The organism is Paracoccus sp. Ld10, from assembly GCF_045064235.1.
Taxonomy (GTDB): Bacteria; Pseudomonadota; Alphaproteobacteria; order Rhodobacterales; family Rhodobacteraceae; genus Paracoccus.
In genome coordinates this window covers 454,920-480,194 of record NZ_JBISHD010000032.1, presented here as the reverse complement: position 1 = coordinate 480,194, position 25,275 = coordinate 454,920, and the positions used below count along the sequence as shown (strand labels likewise).

The 25,275-nt window shown below is 64.4% G+C and carries 18 protein-coding genes, 1 tRNA gene and 1 pseudogene; 8 read left to right on the top strand and 12 right to left on the bottom strand.

What is annotated here, in order from left to right; genetic code table 11:
* Nucleotides 1–2: 2 nt before the first annotated feature.
* The 7 genes from ACJJVR_RS16150 to ACJJVR_RS16120 all read right to left on the bottom strand — a co-directional run bounded on the left by ACJJVR_RS16150 (nt 3) and on the right by ACJJVR_RS16120 (nt 8,976).
* Entirely contained in the window at nt 3–1,133 is a 1,131-nt protein-coding gene (locus tag ACJJVR_RS16150; RefSeq protein ID WP_405406087.1) for a M20/M25/M40 family metallo-hydrolase, read from the bottom strand.
* Entirely contained in the window at nt 1,130–2,299 is a 1,170-nt protein-coding gene (locus tag ACJJVR_RS16145) for a M20 aminoacylase family protein (RefSeq protein WP_405406086.1), read from the bottom strand. Before ACJJVR_RS16145 ends, ACJJVR_RS16150 begins: the two co-directional genes overlap by 4 nt.
* Nucleotides 2,283–3,956, bottom strand: a complete 1,674-nt coding sequence (locus ACJJVR_RS16140; protein WP_405406085.1) for an ABC transporter ATP-binding protein — start codon at nt 3,954–3,956, stop codon at nt 2,283–2,285. The genes ACJJVR_RS16145 and ACJJVR_RS16140 overlap by 17 nt, the downstream gene beginning before the upstream one ends.
* 4 nt (nt 3,957–3,960) lie before the next feature.
* Nucleotides 3,961–4,836, bottom strand: coding sequence for an ABC transporter permease (locus ACJJVR_RS16135; protein ID WP_405406084.1), 876 nt, complete (start codon nt 4,834–4,836; stop codon nt 3,961–3,963).
* Nucleotides 4,836–5,777 (bottom strand): ABC transporter permease, encoded by a 942-nt coding sequence (locus tag ACJJVR_RS16130; protein ID WP_405406083.1) that lies wholly within the window; start codon nt 5,775–5,777, stop codon nt 4,836–4,838. Before ACJJVR_RS16130 ends, ACJJVR_RS16135 begins: the two co-directional genes overlap by 1 nt.
* Nucleotides 5,778–5,844: 67 nt before the next feature.
* A complete protein-coding gene (locus tag ACJJVR_RS16125) occupies nt 5,845–7,410 on the bottom strand; it encodes an ABC transporter substrate-binding protein (protein WP_405406081.1) in 1,566 nt (521 codons plus the stop codon).
* A gap of 42 nt (nt 7,411–7,452) precedes the next feature.
* On the bottom strand, nt 7,453–8,976 hold the full coding sequence (locus ACJJVR_RS16120; protein ID WP_405406080.1) for a M81 family metallopeptidase: 1,524 nt from the start codon (nt 8,974–8,976) through the stop codon (nt 7,453–7,455).
* A gap of 78 nt (nt 8,977–9,054) precedes the next feature.
* On the opposite strand from ACJJVR_RS16120, the gene ACJJVR_RS16115 reads away from it, so the two are divergent.
* Together ACJJVR_RS16115 and ACJJVR_RS16110 are read left to right on the top strand one after the other, a co-directional pair.
* Nucleotides 9,055–9,846, top strand: coding sequence for an IclR family transcriptional regulator (locus ACJJVR_RS16115; protein ID WP_405406079.1), 792 nt, complete (start codon nt 9,055–9,057; stop codon nt 9,844–9,846).
* 102 nt (nt 9,847–9,948) lie between these two features.
* Nucleotides 9,949–11,200, top strand: a pseudogene (locus ACJJVR_RS16110) (IS3 family transposase).
* A 1,363-nt stretch (nt 11,201–12,563) separates the two neighbouring features.
* Here ACJJVR_RS16110 and ACJJVR_RS16105 read toward each other — a convergent pair.
* Nucleotides 12,564–12,638: transfer RNA gene (locus ACJJVR_RS16105), tRNA-Gln, on the bottom strand.
* A 94-nt stretch (nt 12,639–12,732) separates the two neighbouring features.
* Between ACJJVR_RS16105 and ACJJVR_RS16100 the strand changes: the two genes are divergently transcribed.
* Nucleotides 12,733–13,902, top strand: coding sequence for an NAD(P)/FAD-dependent oxidoreductase (locus ACJJVR_RS16100; protein WP_405406077.1), 1,170 nt, complete (start codon nt 12,733–12,735; stop codon nt 13,900–13,902).
* Here ACJJVR_RS16100 and ACJJVR_RS16095 read toward each other — a convergent pair.
* Genes ACJJVR_RS16095 through ACJJVR_RS16080 form a run of 4 tightly spaced genes read right to left on the bottom strand, consistent with a single transcriptional unit; the run spans nt 13,899 to nt 18,442 of the window.
* The gene (locus ACJJVR_RS16095; protein WP_405406076.1) at nt 13,899–15,206 is read right to left on the bottom strand and encodes a mechanosensitive ion channel domain-containing protein; all 1,308 of its coding nucleotides are present in this window, start codon (nt 15,204–15,206) and stop codon (nt 13,899–13,901) included. The genes ACJJVR_RS16100 and ACJJVR_RS16095 overlap by 4 nt on opposite strands.
* Nucleotides 15,203–16,045 carry a 3-deoxy-8-phosphooctulonate synthase gene (kdsA, locus tag ACJJVR_RS16090; RefSeq protein ID WP_405406074.1) on the bottom strand — a complete coding sequence of 281 codons (843 nt, stop codon included), beginning with the start codon at nt 16,043–16,045 and terminating at the stop codon, nt 15,203–15,205. Before kdsA ends, ACJJVR_RS16095 begins: the two co-directional genes overlap by 4 nt.
* Entirely contained in the window at nt 16,042–17,763 is a 1,722-nt protein-coding gene (locus ACJJVR_RS16085; protein ID WP_405406072.1) for a capsule biosynthesis protein, read from the bottom strand. Before ACJJVR_RS16085 ends, kdsA begins: the two co-directional genes overlap by 4 nt.
* A 25-nt stretch (nt 17,764–17,788) precedes the next feature.
* Entirely contained in the window at nt 17,789–18,442 is a 654-nt protein-coding gene (locus ACJJVR_RS16080) for an ABC transporter ATP-binding protein (RefSeq protein ID WP_405406071.1), read from the bottom strand.
* Between the two features lie 168 nt (nt 18,443–18,610).
* Here ACJJVR_RS16080 and ACJJVR_RS16075 point away from each other — a divergent pair, with 168 nt between their 5' ends.
* From ACJJVR_RS16075 to ACJJVR_RS16055, 5 genes are all read left to right on the top strand, one after another.
* Nucleotides 18,611–19,201, top strand: coding sequence for a uracil-DNA glycosylase family protein (locus ACJJVR_RS16075; RefSeq protein ID WP_405406070.1), 591 nt, complete (start codon nt 18,611–18,613; stop codon nt 19,199–19,201).
* Between the two features lie 132 nt (nt 19,202–19,333).
* Entirely contained in the window at nt 19,334–20,299 is a 966-nt protein-coding gene (locus ACJJVR_RS16070) for a TAXI family TRAP transporter solute-binding subunit (RefSeq protein ID WP_405406068.1), read from the top strand.
* Nucleotides 20,300–20,383: 84 nt separating this feature from the next.
* Complete coding sequence (locus tag ACJJVR_RS16065) at nt 20,384–23,188, top strand: TRAP transporter permease (protein WP_405406066.1); 2,805 nt, start codon at nt 20,384–20,386, stop codon at nt 23,186–23,188.
* Entirely contained in the window at nt 23,181–23,606 is a 426-nt protein-coding gene (locus ACJJVR_RS16060) for a universal stress protein (protein WP_405406065.1), read from the top strand. Before ACJJVR_RS16065 ends, ACJJVR_RS16060 begins: the two co-directional genes overlap by 8 nt.
* 3 nt (nt 23,607–23,609) lie before the next feature.
* On the top strand, nt 23,610–25,274 hold the full coding sequence (locus ACJJVR_RS16055; RefSeq protein WP_405406063.1) for a formate--tetrahydrofolate ligase: 1,665 nt from the start codon (nt 23,610–23,612) through the stop codon (nt 25,272–25,274).
* Nucleotide 25,275: the final 1 nt, after the last annotated feature.

Below are 25,275 nucleotides of genomic sequence, written 5' to 3'. Positions count from 1 at the left end.
CCTCAGGTGATCTGGGTCAGCAGGCCCGCCGCCAGGCGCGCACGCTCGGTCAGGCTGGAAACCTCGATATGCTCATCCAGTGTGTGCAGGCCGCGGCCACGCACGCCGATGCTGTCCAGTGTCGGGACCCCCATCGCACCGGTAAAGTTGCCGTCAGACCCGCCACCGGACCGATCCGACGACAGGTCGAACCCGATCTGCGCGGACAGATCGCGCGCCAGATGGTACAGGGCCATCGTGCCGGGCTGCGGCTCCCAGACCGGGCGGGTGACGCCGCGGGTGACGGTGAACCGGACCCCGTCCCGTTCGCCCTGCAGGGCCAGCATGGCCGCAACGCCGTGGTCCAGATCGGCCTGCGTCTTGGCCATGGACAGCACCTCGGCCCGGCATTCGGACGCGACACAGTTGACCCATTGCCCGGCATGGATGACACCCACGGAAAAGGTGCAGTCCCCGGTGGTCATTGCCTCGATTTCCAGGATGCGGCGGGCCATTGCGGCAATGGCCGACCGCCCGTCTTTCAGTGCCCAGCCAGCGTGGCTGGGGCGTCCATGGGTCAGCAGGTCGAAACGCGCGATGGCGTATCGGCCGATCACCGCGCCCCCGTCTGCCAATGCGGGTTCGGGCACCAGCACGGCGCGCTGTCCGCGAGCGGCATCCTCGATCAGGGTGCGGGTGGCGGGGGTGCCGACCTCTTCGTCCGGCGTGAACAGGAAGGTCACGGGCAGAGGGGTGGTCAGGCCGGCGCGCGCGATCTGGCGCATCGCCTCCAGGAAAACGTAATTTCCGCCCTTCATGTCCTGAATGCCCGGGCCCCAGGCCTTGCCGTCCTGAACCCGGAACGGCAGCTTTTCCAGCGTACCGATCGGGTGAACGGTATCCAGATGACCCGACACCAGGATGCCTGGCTTGCCCTGATCCGGATGCGGAAAAGTCGCACGGATCGAGGTGCCGAACCCCTTGGTTCCCGGCACCGTCTCGACCGTGGCCCCGATGGCAGACAGGTCGCGCGCGGCCAAATCCATCATGCGGCTGACGGCGGCCGCGTCCCAGGTCGGGCTTTCGCATTCGACCCAGGGGCGCAGTCCCGCCAGCATCGCATCATCGTCAAACGGCAGGTCAAGCGCGCTCATGCCGCCACCGGCAGGCGACGTTCGATCAGCCGGGCATAGATGGACGCGCCGACCGGCAGGATCGCCTCGTCCAGCACAAAGCCCGGATTGTGCAGCGGTACGGTGCCCGTGTGGCCGACATTGCCATAGGCGCCGGGAACCTGCTGCAACATGTCGGCGAAATCCTCGGATCCGGTAAAGGGGGCGCTGTCGTCGCGGACGTTTTCGGCGCCTAACACGTCGGCGGCGGCCTGGGTCCAGGCGTCCGACAGATCGGCATCGTTCACCAGCACATCGAAAATTTCGCGAAAGTCGCAGGTGATCTGCAGGTCGAACGCCTGTGCGGCGCCGTTGCAGATGGCGCGCATGCGGGCCTGCATCAGATCGCGGACCTCTGGCCTGAAAAAGCGGATCGTGCCCGCCAGGGTCGCGGTTTCCGGCACGACGTTATAGGCGCTGCCCGCGTGGATCTGGGTCACTGACAGCACGGCCTGATCCAGCGGCGCGACGTTGCGACCCAGGATCGTCTGGAACTGTCCAACCAGCCCGGATGCCGCGACCAGTGCGTCACGCGACTGTTGCGGCATCGCGGCATGGCTGCCCTTGCCCGTCACGGTGATGTCGAAAAAGGACGCCCCCGCCATCGCCGGCCCCTTGCACAATGTCGCCTTGCCCGACTGGCCGGTGGGCTGGTTGTGCATGCCGTAGACCTCGTCCACTGGAAAACGCTGGAACAGGCCGTCGGCGATCATGGCGCGGGCGCCGCCCAGACCCTCCTCGGCGGGCTGAAAGATCAGCACCGCCGTGCCGTCGAAATTGCGCGTCCGGGCCAGATACTGCGCAGCCCCCAGCAGCATCGTCGTGTGCCCGTCATGGCCGCAGGCATGCATCTTGCCGGGCTGTGTCGAGGCATGGGCAAGGCCCGTCGCCTCATGGATCGGCAGCGCGTCCATGTCGGCGCGCAGGCCGATGCGGCGGTTGCCCTGGCCGCGGCCACGCACGATGCCCACGACGCCGGTCTGGCCGATGCCCTCGTGGACCTCGTCCACGCCCCATTCGCGCAGCTTTGCCGCGACGACGGCGCTGGTGCGGACCTCCTCCATGCCGATTTCGGGGTGGGCATGCAGGTCACGGAAGATGGCCGTCATGTCGGGGACGGCGGCGTCGATCTCAGGCAGGTTCGGCATGGTTCACCTTTGGCATCTCACGAAAGTTCTGAAAGTCCCATGACCGGCCGGGGGCGGCCTCGATCAGGGCGCGGGTATACGGGTGGGCGGGTGCCGCCAGCACCTGGTCGGCGGGGCCGTGTTCGACGACCGCGCCACGCTGCATGACGATCACCTCGTCGCAGATCTGGGCGGCCACACGCAGGTCGTGGGTGATGAACACGATGGCGATGCCCAGATCACGCTGCAACTGATCCAGCAGGTCCAGCACCTGCGCCTGCACCGATACGTCTAGCGCCGACACCGCCTCGTCGGCGACCAGAACGTCGGGGCGCATCATCACCGCGCGGGCGATCGCGATCCTTTGCCGCTGCCCGCCAGAAAACTGATGCGGATAGCGGGCCAATGCGTCCGTGGGCAGGCCCACGACACCCATCAGGCGCGCGGCCTCGGCCATGGCATCGGCGCGTGATGTGCCATAGTTCAGCGGCCCCTCGATCAGGCTCTCGCCGATGGTCCAACGGGGGTTCAGCGACCTCATGGGATCCTGGAACACCACCTGCAGCTTGCGCCGGTGCGGGCGCATGGCGCCGCGCGACAGGCCCGCGATGTCGGCATCGTCCAGCAGGATCCGCCCCGAACTGGGGTCGATCAGCCGCATGATGCACCGCGCAACCGTCGATTTGCCCGAACCGCTTTCGCCGACGATGCCCAAGGTGCGTCCCCGCGACAGGGAAAATGTTACGTCTTTGGCCGCATGGGCCTGCGGCAGCTTTTTCAGGATGCCACCGCCGCCATAGATCTTGTTCAGACGCTCGACCTTCAGGACCGCGTCGTCCGCGGCGGGTCGGGCGTCGCGTGGTGACAGGCTAGGCACGGCCTGCAGCAGCTTGCGGGTGTAATCCGCCTGCGGCGCGCGCAACAGCGTCTCGACCGCACCGTGTTCGACGATCTCTCCGTGCTTCATGACATAGACGGTGTCGGCAATCTCTGCGACGACACCCATGTCATGGGTGATGAACAGCACCGCCGTGCCGTGATCACGTTGCAATTCGTCGATCAGCGCCAGGATCTGTTTCTGCGTGGTCACGTCCAGCGCGGTCGTGGGTTCGTCCGCGATCAGCAGGACCGGTTCCAGCACCAGCGCCATCGCGATCATGATCCGTTGGCGCTGACCGCCCGATAACTGGTGGGGATAGGATCGAAAGATGCGTTCAACGTCGGGCAGATGCACCTGTTCCATGATCGCCACGGCGCGCCTGCGGCGCTCCGCCGTTGGCAGGTCCGTGTGCAGCTCCATCACTTCCATGATCTGGTCGCCCACGCGCAGCACCGGGTTCAGCGCGGTCATGGGTTCCTGAAAGATCATGGCGACGCGGGCCGCGCGCAGTTCGCGCATCTGGGCCTGCGTCAGGGGCAGCAGATCGCGGCCCTGCAGCTGAATCGTGCCGCCGGCAACGCGCAGTGCCTGGGGCAGCAGCCCCATGATCGCCAGTGAGGTGACCGATTTCCCCGACCCGGATTCGCCCACCAGACAGACGGTCTCGCCTGCGCGGATGGTCACGTCGATGGATTTCAGAACACCCGGATTGCCCGGCGTGTCCGGCAGGGTCACGGTCAGGCCGCGTGCCTGCAGCACCACGTCCTTGGCGTCGAAATTGCGTGTCTTGAACAGCATGGTCTTACCCCGCCCGTTTCTTTAGCCGCGGGTCCAGCATGTCGCGCGCCGCGTCGCCCAGAAGGTTGATCGACAGGATGCACAGCGACAACGCGATGCCCGGATACAGGATTAGTTCCGGCTTGATGCGAAAGAACAGCCGACCCTCGGCCATGATGTTGCCCCAGGTGGGGGTCTCGGTGCTGACGCCCGCGCCCAGAAAGGACAGGATCGCCTCGGTCAGGATGGCGGATGCCAGGATATAGGTGCCCTGCACGATCAGCGGTGCGGTGGTGTTCGGCACCAGGTGCCGCACCAGGATCTTGGGCATGGGCGTGCCCAGGGCGATTGCGGCCTCGACATAGGGTTCCTCGCGTGCCGACAGGACCACGGCGCGGACCAGACGGACGACGCGGGGGATTTCGGGGATGGTGATCGCGGCGATGACCGATCCGACCGACGGCCCGTTCAGCGCCACCAGCGCGATGGCCAGCAGAATCGACGGGATCGCCATCAGTGCGTCCATCATCCGCATGATGATCGCGTCCGCGGTGCGGAAGAACCCCGCGATCATGCCGATGATCAGCCCCAGCAGGACCGACACCACCGCCGTGGCGATGCCGATGATCAGCGACAGCTGTCCCCCGATCAGCACCCGGCTGAAAATATCGCGACCGAAATTATCGGTGCCCAGGGGGTGACCCTCGATCGGACCCTGCAGGCGCGCCATGGGGTTCATGGTCAGCGGGTCGTGCGGCGCGATCCAGCCCGCCAGCAGCGTCAGGACGACGATGAACGCCAGCACCAGTGCCGCAATTTTGCTGCCCAGGCCGAATTGCGGCAGGCGCAGCGCGCGCAGGACCGGCTGCATCGCCGAGGTCGGTTGCGGTACCTGTACCATCAATAACGGATCCTTGGGTCAAAGAGGCTGTAGCTGAGGTCGATCAGCAGGTTCACCAGCACGTACAGAAAGCTGGTCAGCAGGATCATCGCCTGGATCACCGGGTAATCGCGCGCCAGGATCGCATCGACCGTCAGGCGGCCGACGCCGGGGATGTTAAAGACGGTTTCGGTGACCACCACGCCCCCGATCAGCAGGGCAAAGCCGGTGCCGATCACGGTCAGGATGGGCACGGCCGCGTTCCTGAGCGCGTGGCGGAACAGGACGGTGCGTTCGGGGGCGCCCTTGGCACGGGCGGTGCGGATATAGTCCTCTCCCAGAACCTCCAGCATGTTGGCGCGGGTCATGCGCGCGATCAGCGCGATATAGATCGTCGACAGTGTCAGTGCGGGCAGAAAGGCGTTCGACAGGAACCCGCCCAGTCCCGCAGACAGCGGCGTGTAACCCTGAACAGGAAACCAGCCCAGTTGCAGCGAAAAGATCAGGATGAACAGATAGCCGATTACAAAGACCGGGACCGAAAAGCCCAGGACCGAGAATGTCATGACCGCATAATCGGCGGCGCTGCGATGTTTCCATGCGGCCAGCACGCCCATCGGCACGGCCAGGGCGACCGACATGATGATCGTCAGCACTGCGATGGACAGCGTCGGCGCGATGCGGTCCGCAACCATCGTGGCCACCGGCGTGTTCGAGATCAGCGAAACGCCCAGATCGCCGTGCAACAGCTGTCCCACCCATGTCACGAACTGCACGTGCAGCGGGTCGTTCAGGCCCATCGCCTCGCGGATGCGCGCCAGTTGGGCGGGGGTGGCCATGTCGCCCGCGATGATCGCGGCCGGGTCGCCCGGCGTCAGGCGCAGCAGCAGAAAGACAAAGACGGCGACCAACAGCATCACCGGAATGACGGCAAGGCAGCGCCGCAGGATATACCCCAGCATCAGGTTTCTCCGATCGGACGGGAAGGGGGGCGGCAGGACCGCTCCCCACGCATTTTCAGGGGCAGGATCACTGCGATTTCTGCAGACCCCAGAAGACCGGCACGGGCGAGTTGATCATCTCGGTGATCGTGGTGCGCCGCGCCTGGGGCAGGGTGTATTGTCCAAGCGGGATCAGCAGGGCGTTTTCCATCGCGTGGGCCTGGATCTTTTCGGCGACCGCGGCCTGGGCGGTGGCGTCCGGGGCGTCGATGAACTCCTCCTTGAGGCTCTCGATGGTCTCGTCGGTGGGCCAGCCGAACCAGGCGTCGTTGCCCCGTCCGTTCAGCATCGGGTTGGAAATCGGGTTCGAGATTTCAGGCACCATCCAGTTGGTGATGAACACGTTCCAGCCACCCTCGGCCGGGGCCGCCTGACTGGCGCGGCGCGTCACCAGCGTCTGCCAGTCCATCGGCTGCAGCTCGACCTCGAACCCCGCCTCGCGCAGCATCTGCGATACGACGACCGGCTGGGTGGCCAGCGCGACCATGTCGGTGGGTGCCATCAGCACGACGGGTGTGCCGTCATACCCCGACTGTTCCAGCAGCGACCGCGCGTCCTCGGCGCCGCCTCCCTGGGTCAGTGTGTCCGTGCCCGCCACGCTTTCCAGCGGGGTGCCGCAGCCCAGGATCGCGCCGCAGACCGAATAGTATTCGGGGTTGCCGACCATCGCGGCCAGAACGGGTTCCTGGGTGATCGCCTTGATGGCGGCCTGGCGCACCTGAACGTTGTCAAAGGGCGGGTGCAGAAAGTTCATCCGCGTCATCGTCTGCATGCCGGTGGGTTCGCGCGTCTCGACGACGATGTTCGGATCGCCCTCCAACAGCGGGATCAGGTCGACCTGCATCGCCTCGATATAGTCGATCTCTCCGCCCGACAGCGCGTTCACGGCGGTCTGGACGTCGGGCATGTTCACCCATTCGACGCGGTCCACGTTCACGACCTTGCCGCCTGCCATCCAGTCGGAGGGCTCTTGGCGGGGCACGTATTCGTCAAACTTTTCATAGACGACCATCAGGCCCGGCTGAAACTCTGCTTCGACAAACCGGAACGGCCCTGATCCCACGTATTCGGTGATCGCCTCATCAGCCGAGGTTTCGGCCACGCGGGCGGGCATGATGAAGGGCGGCAGGGCAGATTGCTTGGACAGCACGTCCAGCATCGGCACAAAGGGTTCGGTCAGGGTCCAGGTGATCGTCGTGTCGTCGGCAGCCTCAAGGCTGGCGGTGCGGTCCATGATGACCTGGCCGCCCGCATCCTTTTGTCCCCACCGGTTCAGCGAGGCCACGGCGTCGGCCGCCGTCACCGGCGCGCCATCATGAAAGGTCAGGCCATCGCGCAGCGTGAATGTATAGGTCAGCTGATCGTCCGAGATGGTCCAGTCGGCCATCTGCGGCTGTGGTTGGAATTCCGCATCCTGGGCGATCAGCACGTCATAGATCATATAGGCGTGGTTGCGCGTGATATGGGCGGTGGTGATCACCGGGTCCAGCACGCGCAGGCCGGAATGCATCACGGCCTTGACGGTGGTCTGGGCCCAGGCCGTGCCTGTCAGCATGGTCGAAACCAGCAGGGTGGCGGTCAATGTCTTGAGCATGGTGTCCTCTCTGTTGAACGGGTCCGCGGGCTGTTCTTGGCGTCAGCCTTGCGCGGGGGGTGTGAAGGGGGCGCCGCCCGGCTCTAGCCGAAGGCCGGGGGCAAGGTGGCGGAACGGCAGGCTGGCCGGGCTGACGGGCATCGGCCCGGGCGCGGCGCAGGTCAGGATCGCCGCCGCGATGGGGGCGAAATCGGCACGGAAGTGGTTCGAGCTTTTGACGACCAGAATGGCCTGATCCTCGGGGACGATGCCCAGGAACCGGAACATCTGCCGATCGGCCATCTGCGCCTTTTCTGATGCGACGGCGATGCGCACGCCGCCGATGCGAAGGCAGGCCGACGGCCCAAGCGCCAGATGCGCGCCGCCGTAATAAGGGCCGGTTGCATGACACGTCCCGTCTGACAGCGCATTGACGGTGAACCGACCCTGAAACGGCGCGTCGCCCGGAATGCCGGACCGCCCGCCCAAGGACAGTTCGACCGTGGCGCCCACCCCTGCGGCATGGGCCGCCGCCGCCGCCGCGGGGTCGGTAATCAGCCCGATGGCCGCATTCTGTGCATCGGCCGCGACCAGCGCGCGCAGCATGCCGGTCGTGTCGGAGTTGCCCCCCGCGCCGGGATTGTCCTGCGTATCAACCAGGATGACCGGCTGGTCCGCGGTCCGGCGCATTGCCTCGGCCACGCCGTCGGCGGGGGCAAAGCAGTCGCCGCGAAACGCGGGTTCGGCCTCGCGCAGCGCCTGCGCCAGGCGGTCGGCCATCGCATCGGCCTGCGCCTGCGTGTCGGCATAGGCGATGACCGAAGGGCGGCAGTCAACGAAATCGGCTGCCGGAAAGCCCATTAACAGCGACGCACAGCCCTGATCGTCGCAGGCAGCGACCATGTCGTACAACGCGGCGGCGGGCTGGGCATCGGTCGCCTGCCACGCGATGGGGATCAGAAAGTCCAGCTGCCGGAATGCCTTGGCATTCGGGGCACCACCCATCAGCCGGTCCAGATGCTGTGCAGCGCGATGCCCGGTCTGGGCCATGTCGACATGCGGATAGGTGCGAAAGCCGACCATCAGGTCGGCACTGTCCATCATCCGCGCGCTGATATTGCCGTGCAGGTCCAGCGCGGCGACGATGGGCATGTCGGGGCCTACTGTCTGCCGTATCCGGGCCAACAGCGCGCCCTCGCCATCGGGGACGCCATCGGCCACCATCGCTCCATGCAGGTCCAGGAAAACACCGTCCAACGGGCCCGCTTGACGCAGTCCCCGCAGGATCTCCTCCATCAGGTCCCGATAACAGTCGGCCGTCACCGGCGCCGACGGTACGGCGCCCGCCCAGACCAGCGGCACCATGTCCCAGCCTTGTCGTTCGCCATACGCAATCGCACCGGCGATGGGCAGGTTCACGTTCCGCGCGCGATCAGTGATCTGTTCTCCCCGGCAAAGCGGCAGATAGCCACCGCCTTGTTCAAAGGCCGCCATGTCGGCGGGACTTGGAGCAAAGGAATTACTTTCGTGAACAAACCCGGCAAGTGCGATGCGCAGGGGACGGGCAGGGGGCGCCGGGATAAGCAATGTATTGTCATCCGATACAGTTGCATTGTATTGCGAGCGTATTGACGTAGAATTGTTCGTGTCAATGTCGGAGATTGCATGCCACGCAAAAATCACGCGCCGGACATTCCGCAGGCAGATGATGCCCTGTTCGTTCAGTCGCTTGCCCGCGGAATGAGCGTTCTGGAGGCGTTTCGCGATGCTGACGGTGCTCTGTCGTTGACACAGATCGCCAATCGGGCCTCGCTCAGCCGCAGCGCGGCGCAACGGTTGGTGCACACTTTTCGCAAGTTGGGGTACCTGACGCTGTCAGAAGATGGCCGCGGCTTTCGTCTGGACCTGCCCATTCTTGATCTGACGCATGATTATCTGCGCCTCAACCCGTTGGTGCGGCGCGCAAGTCCGGTCCTTCTGGACCTGCGCCGCAATGTCCGCGAACGGGTCGACCTGTCGATTTTCGACGGACAGCGCATGGTTTATGCCGCGCGGATGCAAAGCAAACGCGAGACGTTCTTTGCAACCTTGGTCGGCAACACCGTGCCCACGACCTGTACATCGGGAGGGTGGGCGGTCATGGCGATGCTGCCCCCGCCCGAGGTCGACCGGATCCTGGCCCAGGCCAGCCTGCAGCCGCTGACCCCCCGCACGTTGACCGACCCTCAGGCAATCCGGGATCAGATCGAATTGGCACGACAGACGGGCCACGCGCTGGCGGTGGAGCAGATCCTGATGGGAGAGGTCGCACTTGGAGTGGCGATCCCGGATGCGACAGGACGCCCGATTGCCGCCATCCATATCGCCGGATCGCTGTCGGAATGGGACCCCGAGGAGTTCCGCCGCCGCAACGCGCCCCTCGCCGCCGAGGCCGTCCGCAGCATCATGTCCGCGTAAGGCACGTTGATGCTGTCCTGCGTTGCCGCACAGAACAGGCGGACCTGTCGCGGTTTGGTGCCGCTCGTTTTGTGGCATGATGTGCGGCAAGTGAGATAAACTGTGGGCGCGGTAAGAACGGATGAATTTCGAAAAAATGCGGCGTGGATCGCCCTGACCAGCGGGCTCTCATGCAAACGAATCGCTGATGATCTTGGGATCGGGATGGCGACGCTGAACAAGTGGATAACCAAGCATGGTGACACAGATGCGGTGTCGATTGAGGATCGTGAACTTGCGCCTGAGACCGACCGGCTTCGGCGTGAGAACCGCATACTTCGCGAGGAGAGGGGCATCCTAAATAAAGCCACCCGGCTCTTCACGAGCCATGGAGGGCATGAACGCCATGGATTCGAGGGAATGCCATACACCGTGAGGTTCCGGTTCGTTGAGGAACAGTGCGGGGCTTTCCCGATCGACCGGCTGTGTCGGGTGATGAATGTCAGCCCCCGCGGGTTGAGGGCTTTGCGCAGCCGCCCTGCCAGCCGCAGGCAGCACATGGACATGGTGGTTCTGGCGCACATCAAGCAGCGATTGCGACTGAGCCGGGATAGCTACGGCCGCCCCAGGATGAAAGAAGAGCTAAAGGATGTCGGCGTCGATGTCGGGCACCGCAGGGTCGGGCGCGTTCGACAGGAAAACGATTCCCCGGATCGTTTTCAGAACCGGTCTCACTGCGCGAGAACGGTATCGTCGTTGAAAGAACGAGGAAGTTCACAGCGACCACTGACAGGGACCACACGTAGAACATCGCACCGAACTTAGCTCGGACCGTGACTTCACCGTAGATCGACCGAACCAGAAATGGGCGGGCGATATGAGCTACATCTGGACCCGCGAGGGCTGAATGTATCTGGCGCTCGACCATGGTCCTCGGAGCGATGGCGGATATGGTCTCGCTCCTGAACCTGCATTCCCGGCGGGTGATCGGTTGGGCCGTGAGCAACCGCATGAAACGCAATTTGGCGATTCGGGCGCTGAAGATGGCCATTGCTCTGCGAACACCACCTCGGGGCTGCATCTTCCACGAGCCGACCGTGGCAGCCAACGCTGCTCGCATGACTACCAGAAAATCATGCGCGAACATGGCCTGAAAGCGTTATTGAGCTGCAAGGGCAATTGCTATGACAACGCTGCTGTCGAGACCTTCTTCAAAACCATCAAGCCAGAGCTGATCTGGCGACGCACTTGGGAGACTCGCCGCTAGGCTGAGACGGCCATCTTTCACTACATTAACGGCTTCTAAAACCCGCGCCGCCGGCATTCAGCCTTGGGATGGAAAAGCCCCTTGGCCTTCGAGCGCTATGTGGCCTAAACAAGCACTCGGGGCGGTACGAATACGCGACATGACCACACAGGCAATTCATCCTGTGGATCCAGCGGGGCTCTGTTTCACAAATCGGATGTAGGTCGAGGCTCCGCGTTCCGCGGACAGTCTCATCGCCCTGCTGCAATGACGGGGATGCCGCGTGGGGTGAGGCCGTTCAGGGCGGCGACTCGGCTCCGATGCATTGCAACTTCGCCGTCGCAATTTCCAAGTGCGGCTTGCGCTGACCAACGATCGGACGCGATGGGAGATCGCGGAGGATCTTTGCATCGGGCTATCGACGCTGAGGCGAGCGCATGGTCGGGGGTGCGATGCAGGGGGGCCAAGTGAGGCCTCTGTCGATATGCAGGCCGGACTGAAACGTCTGTGGCGGGAGAATGCGGTCCTGAAGCATTTAAGCCGTATTGAGAAAATATTTGTGGGATCGTTTCCCCGGCTAATCGTGATATCCTGAAAAAGCCGCAGTAGTTGCGAGCGGTCAGGGTAACGGCGCTCTCGAATGTAGCAGCCGGGGTTTCGAAGCCAAGCGTTTTCCGTAGCCTTGCGTCGTAGCCACAAAGCGACTGGTCAAGATCATTCTGCGTGTAAAATGGATAGGTCCTTCCCATTCGGGAAGTATCGGCGAAGCAACCAATTGATGTTTTCTATACTACCACGCTGCCACGGACCCTTTGGATCACAAATGAAGGCGCTGACGTCTGTCGCGATGGCGAATTCGCGATGAGACGCCAATTCCATTCCCCGGTCCCAAGTCAGCGAAGCCGTGACGCCCGGCTTGCCCGAGGTGATGCTGATAGTGGTTAATCCGGTTGATATCGGCTTCGCAATAGCAGCGCGCTGTAAGTTCGCAGCGTCCGTCCTCATCGAGATCCACCTATGCCCTTGCACGCAGCCAAGCGCAAAACTTCGCCCGCCAACCTGTCGTGGTGAACGCTTTCCACTGGGGCGCCGGTCTTCGGCGGATGAAGGGTCGCGCGGGTGCGCCGTGCCGTATCTTCTAACTCGTCGCGGATCACCAATCTCGAGACACTGCCACGCTACATCGGGCGTCAGACTTTCCATTTCCATACGGTCAAATACGTGGTCACTCTCTGCCGTCACGATGATGGCCAGCCCGCGCGCTGTTCACGGTCAAGCGGTGCGAACGGACACCTGGAGATTTGCTGCGACTGAATCGGCACGTTTGGGAATGCGGCAACGCCACGTGTAGATCGCGCCCCGACGGAAGATGAAATTGGCGATGCCCATGGCGGGTCCCTTTGGCTGGGGACATAAATGCCATGATGGACAATGGTCGAGATCGGCCGTCCGTCTTCAATAAGACGATAAGGTTCAACGACTTAGAAGATATTGGCTGGGGCGGTAGGATTCGAACCTACGGTACACGGTACCAAAAACCGATGCCTTACCACTTGGCCACGCCCCAACTGTGCAGGGTGATTACCCAAGCCCGCAGATGGGTGCAAGACGAAAAATGCAGAAATCTTGCCCCGGTTCGAAAGGCTCGGTATCGACGTGGTATGGAACATGCCGATATCATCATTCTAGGGGCCGGTGCGGCCGGATTATTTTGTGCCGGATCGGCCCTTGCGCAAGGCAGACGGGTCGTCGTGCTGGATCATGCGCCCACGCCTGCGGAAAAGATCCGCATTTCGGGTGGGGGACGGTGCAATTTCACCAATCTGGCGACGGCGCCCGACCGATTCCTGTCGGGCAATCCGCGTTTTGCGGCCAGCGCCTTGGCACGCTATCGCCCGCAGGCTTTCGTCGATCTCGTCGACCGGGCGGGAATTGCCTGGCATGAGAAAACCCAAGGGCAGCTGTTCTGCGACGGCAAGGCTACGCAGATCACCGATATGCTGCTTGATCGCATGGCCGGGGCGGATCTGCGCCTTGGCACGGTGATCGACGGGGTCGCGCAGGACGGCGAGCGGTTTGTGGTGGCGACCTCTGACGGGCCGATCACCGCGGGGCGGGTCGTCGTGGCCACCGGGGGCAAGTCCATCCCCAAGATCGGCGCGACGGGGCTGGGCTATGACTTGGCCCGCCAGTTCGGCCTGCGCCTGGTCGACACGCGTCCCGCGCTGGTGCCGATGACCTTTGCGGAACAGGATCTGGCATTGTGCCGCCCCCTGGCCGGACTGTCGGTCGAGGCGCGGATCACCCATGGCACGGGCAGCTTTCGCGACGCATTGCTGTTCACGCATCGCGGGCTCAGTGGGCCGGTGATCCTGCAAATCTCAAGCTTTTGGCAGGCTGGAGAGGCGCTGACGGTTGACTTGGCTCCCGACCGCGACATCGCCGCCGCACTCAAAGCGGCACGGGGCGGCAAGGCACAGGTCGCAACGGTTCTGGCGCAGATGCTGCCGGAACGGTTGGCGCAGTCCGTTGCCGCGGACGCGGGGCTGGCGCAGGCTCGGCTGGCCGATCAGCCGAACGCCCGGTTGGACGCGCTTGGTGCCCGCGTGAACCGCTGGCAGGTCCGGCCCGTGGGCACCGAAGGTTATCGCACCGCCGAAGTTACCCTGGGCGGCGTGGACACGCGTGATCTGGATGCGCGGACCATGCAGGCGCGGCAGGTACCGGGGTTGGCCTTTATCGGGGAATGCGTCGATGTGACGGGTTGGCTGGGCGGGTACAATTTTCAATGGGCCTGGGCATCCGCAGACGCCGCTGGTCGCGCCGCCTAGGCCCGCGGCGTCGGACTGAGCAGGTCGCGACCGTCATCGATGCGGCCACGCTCGACCATCTCTTCGAACGCGGCGTCTGCGTTCGTGTCCGACAGGCGTGCGTCCGCGGGCCGCGAAGGGCGGGCGGGGGCGGGACGCGCCTCGGTCTCTGGCTGTTCCAGCCGAATACGGTGAACAGGGTCCGGCACCAGATAGCCCTTGGTGTCCAGCGCATGGCGCAGCAGGCGAAATGCCTCTCCTCGCGCCAGGTCGAAATCGGTGCCATCCTGGGACACCCATCCGCCGGCGCGAACGACGACATGGTCCGGACCCTCGGCATCCAGCCAGGCGACGGGTTCAGGGCGTTTCAACACAAAATCCATCCCAGCCAGCGCCCGGAGTACCAGATCGCGGGCACGCCCCAGATCGGCGCCCGGATCGATGGTCAGATCGACCATGAACCTGCGTTCGGAATTGCGCGTGTAATTGATCAGAACGGCCTTGTAGATGATCTGGTTCGGGATGCGGATGTGGTCGCCGTCCAGCGTCAGCAGCGTCGTGCCCCGGCTGGTCAGGCGGATCACCCGACCGCGCAGGCCGTTCACCTCGATCAGGTCATTGGGGTTGAAAGGCTGGCGCAGCGACAGCAGCATCGTGGCCACAAACCCCTCGATCGTGTCACGGGCCGCAAAGGACAGCGACAGACCAAAGATGCCGGCCGCACCCAGTAATGTGCCCAGCAGCGCCCGTGCCCCCATCAGGTCCAGCGCCACGACCAGTGCCACGATCCAGGCGGTCAGCCGGATCGTCTGTGCCAGGAATCCTGCGATGAAGGGGTTTGGCGCGATCCCGGACAGGGTCCGTTCCCGCCGCGACAACCAGCCCCCCGCCAGCACGATCACGGTCCCCACCGCCAGACCAAGCGCCATAAAGGGCAGGCCGGCGATCACCGCGGTCAGGCGCGACTGAAAGCGGTCACGGACGGAAACCAGCCGCGTGCCCAGATCGGTGGACAAAGTCACCTGATCCTCGATGGCGACGACCCCTTCGACGCGGGCCAACAGGGTTTCCAGACGGGATATCGTCTGCTGCTCTGTGACCTCGCCGATCAGCGTGACGATTCCCGCATCAACACGGGCGCGGACCCCATCAAATTCAGGTACTTGTGCCAAGATACTGGAAATGCGCGCAAGGATGGCCAGATCTGTCGCCTGGTCGTCCCTGGTTGAGATCGCCCCGCTTGGCGTCTGTGGTGCTGACGGGTCGGCGATCTGGGCACCTGCGGGGGTCGCCAGCGCCAGCAGGATCAGCAGGACACGGATCATGCGGACAGCGGATCGGCCTTTGCCAGCCGGTCGAAGGCCATCAGCGAGGCAATCAGCGCCGGCATTCGGTCCAGGGGGATCATGTTGGGGCCGTCCGACGGGGCGGTGTCAGGATCCTCATGGGTTTCTATGAAAACGCCGGCAACACCGAGGGCCACTGCGGCGCGGGCCATGACCGGCGCGAATTCGCGTTGTCCGCCGGAACTGCCGCCCTGTCCGCCCGGCTGTTGAACCGAATGGGTGGCGTCCATGATCACCGGATAGCCGGTGCGCGCCATGATTGGCAGCGACCTCATGTCGGCCACCAATGTGTTATAGCCAAAGCTGGCGCCGCGTTCGGTCAGCAGGATGTTGTCGTTGCCGGTCGATGCGACCTTGTCCGCGACATTGGGCATGTCCCACGGCGCCAGGAATTGACCCTTCTTGATGTTGACCACCGCGCCCGTGCGTCCGGCCGTCAGCAGCAGGTCGGTCTGACGACACAGAAATGCCGGGATCTGGATCACGTCGACCACTTGCGCCGCGCGCACCGCCTGATCGGCGTCATGGATGTCGGTCAGCACGGGACAGCCAAAGCGGTCGCGAACGGCGGCCAGGATGTCCAGCCCCTCGTCGATGCCAAGGCCGCGGCGACCCGACAGCGATGTGCGGTTCGCCTTGTCATAACTGGCCTTGAAGATAAAGGACGCGCCCGCGTCGGCACAGGCCCTGGCCATGACGTCGGCGATCATCAATGCGTGGTCCAGGCTTTGCAGCTGGCAGGGTCCGGCGATCACGGTCAGCGGCAGGTCGTTGCCGCAGGTGATCGAACCGATGGGGATATGTTTGGCAGTCGTCATGTCGATACCTGTTCGCGTAGGATGGAAGCCGTCAGCGACAGCATCAGATAGATACCCGAAAACACTAGGAATGCCACCAGCGTGTTCTGGAACGCGCGGGGATAGGTCGCTTCGTCTGGTGGAATGGGCGCGATGGACAGCGACAGATATCGCACCTGCTTGTTCGCCTCGATCCGCGCGGTCTCCATCTGGGCGGCGGCAGCGGCCAGCATTTCCTGACGTGTCAGCATCTCGGCCTCGGCCACGCGCAGCTCTCCGCCGATGGCGGCAAGCGAGCTGCGGGTGTCGTTGCCCTGCGTCAGCTGCAGGCGGGTCTGTGCGATCAGATCGCGCAGGCGTGCGATGTCGCCTTCGACGGTCGTCACGCGGCTTTGCAACGGGCGGGCATTTGCCTGCAACTGACCCAGTTCAAGCTGCTTTTCGGCCAGTTGCCCTTCGAGGACGCTGACCTGTGCCATCACGACGCCGCTTTCTGCAACGGGGTCCAGCACGCCCAGCCTTTCCTGCAACTCCTGTACGCGGACCTGGGCTGCAAGCATCTTGTTCTCAGCGTCCTGATAGGTGTCCCGGGCTCCGTCCATCTGGTCGGCTCGCATCCTCGAGGTCAGCGCATCAACAAGTTGTTCCGCATACGAAATAAGTGCTCGCGAAAACTGCTCGCTCAGCTGCGGGTCCGGGGCGATCACCTCCATGTTCAGGACGCCCTCGGTTGGGTCGTACCCGATCTTGACCGAGTCCTTGTACAGACTGAACGTCGCTTCGTTCGTGGCGTCGGCGGGCAGACGCTTGATCGCATCGACCGACGGGTCCTGGAATGCACGGCGAAAGCCGAGATCCTCGTCAAGCCGCAGCATCGCGTCGCGTGATGTCAGATAGCTTTGCACCGCAACCGCATCCTGGTTCGTACCAAGGCCAGACCCGCCCAGCATCCCGCCCAGCCCACCGGCGCTGGATCCGCTTTCGGCGGACTGGATCTGGAACTGCGATACAGTGGCAAACAGAGGAGACGCATAGCGTCCATAGTAGATGCCGACCAATGCGGTCGGCAGGAACACGAACACCGCCAGACGCATCACCAGCATCGCCATGCGGCGGCGGCGGCGGCGGGCCAGGTCGCGTTGGATGCGATAGATCTCTGCGGCGCGCTTTTCCTCGGTCAGTTCCTCGCGGGATGGCAGGGCGGGGCGGCCGGGAAGCGACGGGCTGCGGTCGGGCAGGATCGACGGCACTGGCGCTTGCCGCACCGCGGGTGCGTTGGGGGCCGGTGCCGCCTGCGCGCGCGTTCCTTCCGACGACAGAATGCTGCTGACAGCGGTGCGATGAGACGGGTCGATCCCCCGGTCGCGCAGGCGCAAAACCGCCTCTTCTGCGGACGAGACCTCTATCTGGTGCAGGGCCGCGATCCGCTTGGCGATGCGCAACTGACGTTCGGTCAGCTTTTCGGCGCGAATTGCGGCCAGGCGAGGCTCGATGTCGCCTGCATCCGCCGGGGGCGCGGTCGGCGTATCCTTGGCGGGGGTGGGCGGGGGCAGGCGAAAATCACCAAGACCATCATCGATCGGTTCCGTCGACAGGAACCGCTCCAACCGGGCTTGGCGTTCGGACGCCTCTGTTGGGGGTGCGTCACTGCGACGCGTGACCTCCAGCCGGGGCAGGGCGGGAATGTCCGGCGTTGCCTCGTCGCGTGGCACGGGGGGCTGCGGCGTGACCGAGGCCATCGGCTGCGTATTGTATCGGCGTGCTTTAGGAGGTGTAGTCATAATATTGCTTGGCCTCGTCGAGGGTCTCGAACAGATACAGCCTGCCGTCACGCAGGATCGCAGCGCGGTTGCAGAATTTCTCGATCGTGCTGGGCTGGTGGGACACGATGACGGTGGTCGCGGTCTGCAACCGCTCGAACAGGACACGACCGGCCTTGCGGTTGAATTCCACGTCGGTGGTCTGTGGCATCCCCTCGTCGATCAGGTAGATGTCGAAATCGAGCGCCAGCAACAGCGAAAAGTTGAAGCGTTGCCGCATGCCCGTCGAATAGGTGCCAACCGGCATGTCGAAATATTCATGGATGTCGCACAACCAGCGCGTAAAGGCCGCGACATAATCCGGGTCCAGACCATAAATGCGCGCGATATAGCGGGCGTTCTCGTTTCCGGTATGCCGGGTGACCAGGCCCCCCATGAACCCCAAAGGAAAAGAAATGCGGCATTCGCGGCGGATCTTGCCCTCATCGGGTTTTTCCAGCCCGCACATCATGTTGATCAGCGTGGTTTTGCCCGTACCGTTGGGGGCCAGGATGCCAAGCGACTGTCCAAGCTCGACCCGGAAAGAGGCCTGCTCAAGGATGATCTTGTGCTGCTTGCCGGTCCAGAACGACTTGGACACGTTGTCAAATTCAAGCATGGCCTTGCTTTGCAAAAGAAATTTGGCACGAGGCGTGCCATGCCGGAGCCTCGACTGCCAAGGCGACCTTATGGTGGGGCGGACGGGGTGTCCAGTCCCGGCATCGGGCCCTAAAAATTGTGATCTGGCCAGCCTTATATCACCGCAATTTCGCCATAAATGCGATTCATGTGCGACCCTGACGCCCCACTGGCCGACCAAATCGGCGCCTGCAGGCTGTGCGCGGACCGGTTCGCCGTGACCGCCACGCACCATGCGCCGCGACCGGTGGTGTGGTTCCGACCCGGCGCGCGCATCCTGATCGTCGGTCAGGCGCCCGGCGCGCGGGTTCATGACAGCGGGCAGCCCTTTACCGACCGGTCCGGTGACAGGCTGCGCGACTGGATGGGGGTGGACCCTGCGACGTTTTATGACCGTGATCGCATCGCCATCGTGCCGATGGCGTTCTGTTTTCCGGGATACGACGCAAAGGGGTCGGACCTGCCGCCCCCGCCGATCTGTGCGGCGACGTGGCGACAGCAGGTCATGGACCAGATCGACCCACAGATGACCCTGCTGGTCGGGGGGCACGCAATGCGTTGGCATCTGGGTGTACGCGACGTGACACAGACCGTGCGGGACTGGCGCGCCCATTCGCCTGCGGTTTTTCCCTTGCCGCACCCAAGCTGGCGAAACACGGGATGGCTGCGCGCCAATCCGTGGTTCGGGTCCGACCTGCTGCCGGTGCTGCGGGACCGCGTGGCTGCAGTTTTGGACTGATCCAGCGTGCTATGCCCGGTATGCTGCGCCCGCCGGGCTTGTGTTTTGGACACGCATCCGTGACGATAAGACCATCCGGCAGGAACGCGCCGATCGCGTTTGCCTGTCAAAAACCGTTAGGGAGAAGCCGACATGGGCAAATTGAAAACGATCCTGCTGGGCACCGTCATGGCGTTGGGCGCGACCCCGCTGATGGCGCAGGAAGAACAGTTCATCACCATCGGCACGGGCGGCCAGACCGGCGTTTACTACGTCGTGGGTCAGTCGATCTGCCGTCTGGTGAACCGGGATACGGCCACCACCGGGTTGCGCTGCACCGCGCCCGCCACGGGTGGATCGATCGACAACATCAACCAAATCAAGTCCGGCGGCATGACCATGGGCGTGGCCCAGTCCGACTGGCAGTTCCACGCCTATAACGGCAGTTCGGATTACGAAGGCGATGCCTTTACCGACCTGCGGGCCGTGTTCGCCGTCCACCCCGAACCCTTTACCGTCGTCGCCCGCGCCGACAGCGAGATTGAGACCTTTACCGATCTGGTCGGCAAGCGCGTGAACGTCGGCAACCCCGGTTCCGGGTCGCGCGGCACGTTCGAGGTCGTTTTGGACGCCATGGGGATGAGCATGGACGACTTTGCGCTGTCGTCTGAACTGCGCCCTGCCGAACAGTCGGCCGCCCTGGGCGACAACCAGGTCGATGCCATCAGCTATACCGTGGGCCATCCCAACGGTTCGATCCAGGAGGCGACCTCGACCGTGGACGCGACCCTGGTCGACGTGTCCGGAGAGGCGATCGACGCGCTGGTCGCGGACAATCCGTTCTATTCCAAGGTCACCATTCCCGGCGGCATGTATGCCAATAACGACGAAGATACCGAAACCTTCGGCGTCAAGGCGACCATGGTGACCTCGGCCGCGATCCCCGAAGAAACGGTTTATCAAGTGGTCAAGGCGGTTTTCGACAATTTCGACCGCTTCAAGGGTCTGCACCCCGCCTTTGCGAACCTGACGCCCGAGGAAATGGTTGCTGATGGCAACAGCGCCCCGCTGCATCCCGGAGCCGAGCGTTACTATCGCGAGCAGGGTTGGGTCGAGTGATCCGACACTGACCGGGGCGGCCCTTTGGGGCCGCCCCATCATCATGCTTCAACAAGAAAAACATGCATCGCAGGGGGTGCCGTGATGAGCGACGACGACAAGACCAGGGAACGCCAGCAACAGGCCAGCGCGGTCGAGATGCAGGCCGCGGGCCACGGTGCCCTGACCCAGGAAGAACTGGACGAGCTTGTCGCATCCTCGGATACCGGGGCGCGCACCCCGCCGGGTATCGTGGGCAAGCTGATCCTGGGGGTAGCCCTGTGCTGGTCGCTGTTCCAGCTGTGGATCGCCTCGCCGCTGCCCTTCATGCTGAACTTTGCCATCATCAGCGCCACGGATGCCCGCGCGGTGCATCTCGCCTTCGCGCTGTTTCTGGCTTTCATGGCCTATCCCGCTGAAAAATCACCGTTCCAGATTGCGCTTGGGGTGTCGGTTCCGGTGATCCTGTCTGGGCTGTTCATCTATGGCGCGCCTGACGCAATGCCGCTGTGGTGGCTGGCGCTGGCCGGGACGGGCGTCGTTGCGGCGGTGCTGCTGGGCAGCCCCAAGAGCCGCGTACCGCCCTGGGAATGGGCGCTGGCGCTGGCGGGCGTGGCGGTCACCATGTACGTCTTTGTCAACAGCGACGCACTGGGACGGCGGGTCGGCGCGCCGATCACCACCGACCTGATCATGGCCGTCGTGGGCATCCTGCTGCTGCTGGAGGCCACGCGTCGCAGCCTTGGCCCGGCCCTGATGATCGTGGCCACCGTTTTTCTGGCCTATACCTTTCTCGGCCCCTACATGCCGTCGATCATCGCGCATCGCGGCAATTCGCTGGCCGAAGTCGCCAACCACCAATGGGTGACAACCGAGGGCGTGTTCGGCATCGCCCTTGGCGTATCGACCAGCTTCGTCTTCCTGTTCGTGCTGTTCGGCGCGCTGTTGGACAAGGCGGGGGCCGGCAACTATTTCATTCAGGTTGCCTTTTCGCTGATGGGCCATCTGCGGGGCGGCCCGGCCAAGGCCGCCGTGGTCAGCAGCGCGATGACCGGGCTGATTTCCGGATCGTCCATCGCCAATGTCGTGACCACGGGCACCTTTACCATTCCGCTGATGAAAAAGGTGGGCTTTTCCAGTGAAAAGGCCGGTGCCGTGGAAACCGCGTCGTCGGTCAACGGCCAGATCATGCCGCCGGTGATGGGGGCCGCGGCCTTCCTGATGGTCGAATACGTGGGCATCCCCTATTTCGACGTGGTCAAGCATGCCTTTCTGCCCGCGACGATCAGCTATATCGCGCTGGTCTATATCGTGCACCTCGAGGCGATGAAGGCCGGCATGCAGGGCCTGCCACGCGCCTACACACCGCCGCCGTTGTTGCGCCGGCTGATGTTCGCGGCCTTCCTGATCGCGGGTATCTGTGCGCTGTCGATGGCGGTCTATTACTTGATGGGCTGGATGCGTCCGGCATTCGGCGCAGCCGCCCCCTATGCGGTCTTTGGCATCCTGACGGCGGCCTATGTCGGCCTGCTGTGGGTTGCCGCGCGCGAAGAGCCGTTGCAGATCGACGACCCCAACGCACCGGTGACCGCCCTGCCGCTGCCGGGACCGACGGTCCGGTCGGGGCTGCATTTCATCCTGCCGGTGGTGGTGCTGATCTGGGCGCTGATGGTGGACCGTCTGTCGCCGGGGCTGTCGGCCTTCTGGGCCACCGCCTACATGATCTTCATCCTGCTGACGCAGCGGCCGCTGATGGTGCTGCTGCGCGGATCGGACCGCACCGGCAACGCGCACACCGGACGCGCGCTGCGGGCCGGGTTCGACGATCTGGTGGACGGGCTGATTTCCGGCGCCCGCAACATGATCGGCATCGGCATCGCCACGGCGACCGCGGGCATCATCGTGGGCGCGGTCAGCCAGACCGGCGTTGGATCGGCCCTGGCCGAGGTGGTCGAGGTGCTGTCGGGCGGCAACCTGCTGGCCATCCTGGGCCTGACCGCGGTCCTGTCGCTGATCCTGGGGATGGGGCTGCCGACCACCGCGAACTATATCGTGGTCTCGGCGCTGCTTGCCCCGGTCATCGTGACGCTTGGCCAGCAGAACGGGCTGATCGTGCCGCTGATCGCGGTGCACCTGTTCGTGTTCTATTTCGGCATCATGGCCGACGTAACCCCGCCCGTGGGTCTGGCATCCTTTGCCGCCGCGGCCGTGTCGGGGGGCGATCCGATCAAGACCGGCGTCATCGCCTTTGGCTACAGCATGCGGACGGCGGTCCTGCCGTTCCTGTTCATCTTCAACACGGATCTGTTGCTGATCGATGTGGGCTGGGGACAGGGCATCTTTGTCTTTGTCACGGCGACCATCGCGATGCTGCTGTTCGCGGCGGCGACCCAAGGGTGGTTCCTGGTCCGCAGCCGCCTGTGGGAGACGGCGATGCTGCTGCTGATCGCGTTCACGATCTTTCGCCCCGGCTTTTTCTGGGGCTATGCGTTCCCGCCGTTTGAGGAACGTCCCGGAACCGAACTGGTCCAGTCGCTGGAAGACAGCGAAGTCGGCGATGGCCTGCGCCTGCGCATCGCCGGGCTGAACGACATCGGCAGCCCGGTCGAGTTCACGGCCCTGCTGCCCGTCCCCGAGGGCGCGACCGGCGCGGAACGGCTGGACGCGGCGGGCATCACCCTGATCCAGGACGGCGACCGGACGCTGATCGACAACGTCGCCTTTGACAGTCCGGCGCAGGCGGCGGGGCTGGATTGGGATCAAACCGTTCTGGCCGTCAATTCCCCGGTCGATGCGCCGTCGCGGTACTGGATCTATATCCCGGCCTTTCTGTTGATGGGTCTGGTGATCTGGTCGCAACGTCGGCGCGAGGACCGCCCCCAGCCCATGAAAGGACCGCGTCATGCATGATGTCGTATTGTTGCCGATCGACCTTCAGCATCCAGAAAGCTGGGAAAAGGCCCTGCCTGCTGCCATGCGGCTGGCGGGGGACCATGGCGTGATCCACCTGTTGGGGATCGTGCATGATTTCGGCAGTTCGATGGTGGCAACCTTTCTGCCCAAGGGGTACGAGCAGAAGGCCCTGCAAAAGATGAAGGGCGCGCTGGACGATTTCGCCAGCCAGCATTTCCCGGACCAGTCGCGTGTGCAGGTCCATGTGGGCCACGGCCACGTGTCGGAAACCATCCTGAAGGCCGCGGCCCGCCACAAGGCGGATCTGATCGTGATGGCCAGCGACAAGCCGGACGAGCTGCGCAGCATTCTGGTCAGCCGCGATGCGAACGCCGTGGTCCGCCATTCCCCCGTCTCGGTGATGGTGGTGCGCTAGACCATGCGGACCGACCTTGAGATCGCGCGCGCGGCGACCAAGCGCCCGATCAACGACATCGCCGCCAGCCTTGGCCTGACGCCGGACCAGATTCTGCCCTATGGCCATGACAAAGCCAAGATCACCCATGACGCGCTGGCCGGTCTGACCGGGCCCGAAGGCCGCCTGATCCTGGTCACGGCCATCAACCCTACCCCTGCGGGAGAGGGCAAGACCACCACGACCGTGGGTCTGGGCGACGCGCTGAACCGGATCGGCCACCGCGCCACCATCTGCATCCGCGAGGCCAGTCTTGGCCCGAATTTCGGCATGAAGGGCGGGGCGGCCGGGGGCGGGCGCGCGCAGATCGTGCCGATGGAGGAGATGAACCTTCATTTCACCGGCGATTTCCATGCGATCACCTCGGCGCACAACCTGCTGGCAGCGATGATCGACAACCATATCCACTGGGGCAACGCGCTGGACCTGGATATGCGGCGCATCACCTGGCGGCGGGTCATGGACATGAATGACCGGGCGCTGCGCGACGTGGTGGTGGGTTTGGGCGGGCCGGGGAACGGGTTCTCGCGCCAGTCGGGCTTTGATATCACCGTCGCGTCCGAGGTGATGGCAATCCTGTGCCTGTCGCGCGATCTGGCCGATCTGCAGGACCGGCTTGGCCGCATCGTCGTAGGTTATGACCGCGACCGCCGGCCCGTCACGGCCCGCGATCTGCAGGCCGATGGCGCGATGACCGTCCTGCTGAAGGACGCGCTGCAGCCGAACCTGGTCCAGACGCTGGAGAACAATCCGGCCCTGGTCCATGGCGGGCCGTTCGCCAACATCGCGCATGGGTGCAACAGCGTCATTGCGACGCGCGCCGCGCTGCGCCTGTCCGATTACGTGGTGACCGAGGCGGGCTTTGGCGCCGATCTGGGGGCCGAGAAGTTCCTGAACATCAAGTGCCGTCTGGCGGGTCTTGCGCCCTCGGCCGTGGTGCTGGTGGCGACGGTGCGGGCGCTGAAAATGAACGGCGGTGTGGCCAAGGCCGATCTGGGGGCCGAAGATGTGGCCGCCGTCACCGCGGGCTGTGCCAATCTGGGCCGCCATATCGAAAATATCCGCAGCTTTGGCCTGCCAGTCGTGGTGGCGCTGAACCATTTCGACGGCGATACCCCGACCGAGATCGCGGCCTTGCAGGCCTATTGCGCCGATCAGGGTGTGCAGGCAGTCCTGGCACGGCACTGGGCCATGGGCGGTGCGGGGGCCGAGGATCTGGCCCGCGCGGTCGTGGCCCTGGCTGACGAACCCGCGCCGTTCGCACCGTTGTACCCCGACGCGATGCCGCTGTGGGACAAGATCCAGACGATCTGCACCCAAATCCACCGCGCCGCGCGGGTCGAACCCGGACCCGGCGTGCTGGATCAGCTGGCCGCGTGGCAGGCGGCGGGGCATGGGCATATGCCGGTCTGCATCGCCAAGACGCAGTACAGTTTTTCGACGGACCCGGACCTGCGCGGCGCCCCCACAGGGCATGTCATCCCCGTCCGCGAGGTGCGGCTGAACGCCGGTGCGGGGTTCGTCGTGGCGATCTGTGGACAGATCATGACCATGCCCGGCCTGCCGCGCCACCCCGCCGCCGAAGTCATCGGGTTGGACGATCTGGGACAGGTCGAGGGGCTGTTCTGAC